The 524-nt window shown below is 65.6% G+C and carries 1 pseudogene; it reads right to left on the bottom strand.

The window, feature by feature from the left end:
* A pseudogene (locus tag AC1DSC_RS32695) lies at nt 1–524 on the bottom strand (nitrite reductase large subunit); the annotation flags it as partial.

Below are 524 nucleotides of genomic sequence, written 5' to 3'. Positions count from 1 at the left end.
CACAGCGCCTTGCGGCCTTCGGTGTCCTCCAGGATCTTCTTCTTCACATGGTCCAGCCCCACCCGCCCGATGTAGTGCACCGTGCGCTCCAGGTACCAGCCTTCCTCGCGGTACAGCTGCAGGAAGGCGCCCGAATACTCCATCACCTCCGCGGCCGTCTTCACCTTCACCAGGAACTGCGCCACCTCGGTCTTGATGCCGCCGTTGCCCCCCACATACAGCTCCCAGCCCGAATCCACCCCGATCACGCCCACGTCCTTGATCCCGGCCTCGGCGCAGTTGCGCGGGCAGCCGGAGACGGCGAGCTTGACCTTGTGCGGCGAATACATCGCCCACAGCGCCCGCTCCAGGTCCTTGCCCATCTGGGTGCTGTCCTGCGTGCCGAAGCGGCACCACTCGCTGCCCACGCAGGTCTTCACCGTGCGCAGGCTCTTGGCATAGGCAAAGCCCGAGGGCATGCCGATGTCCTTCCACACACCCTCCAGGTCCTCCTTCTTCACCCCCAAGAGGTCGATGCGCTGGCC

Source organism: Variovorax sp. 01N425, from assembly GCF_056399465.1.
Note: the sequence above shows the minus strand (reverse complement) of the source record. Positions and strands in the feature narration are given on the sequence as shown.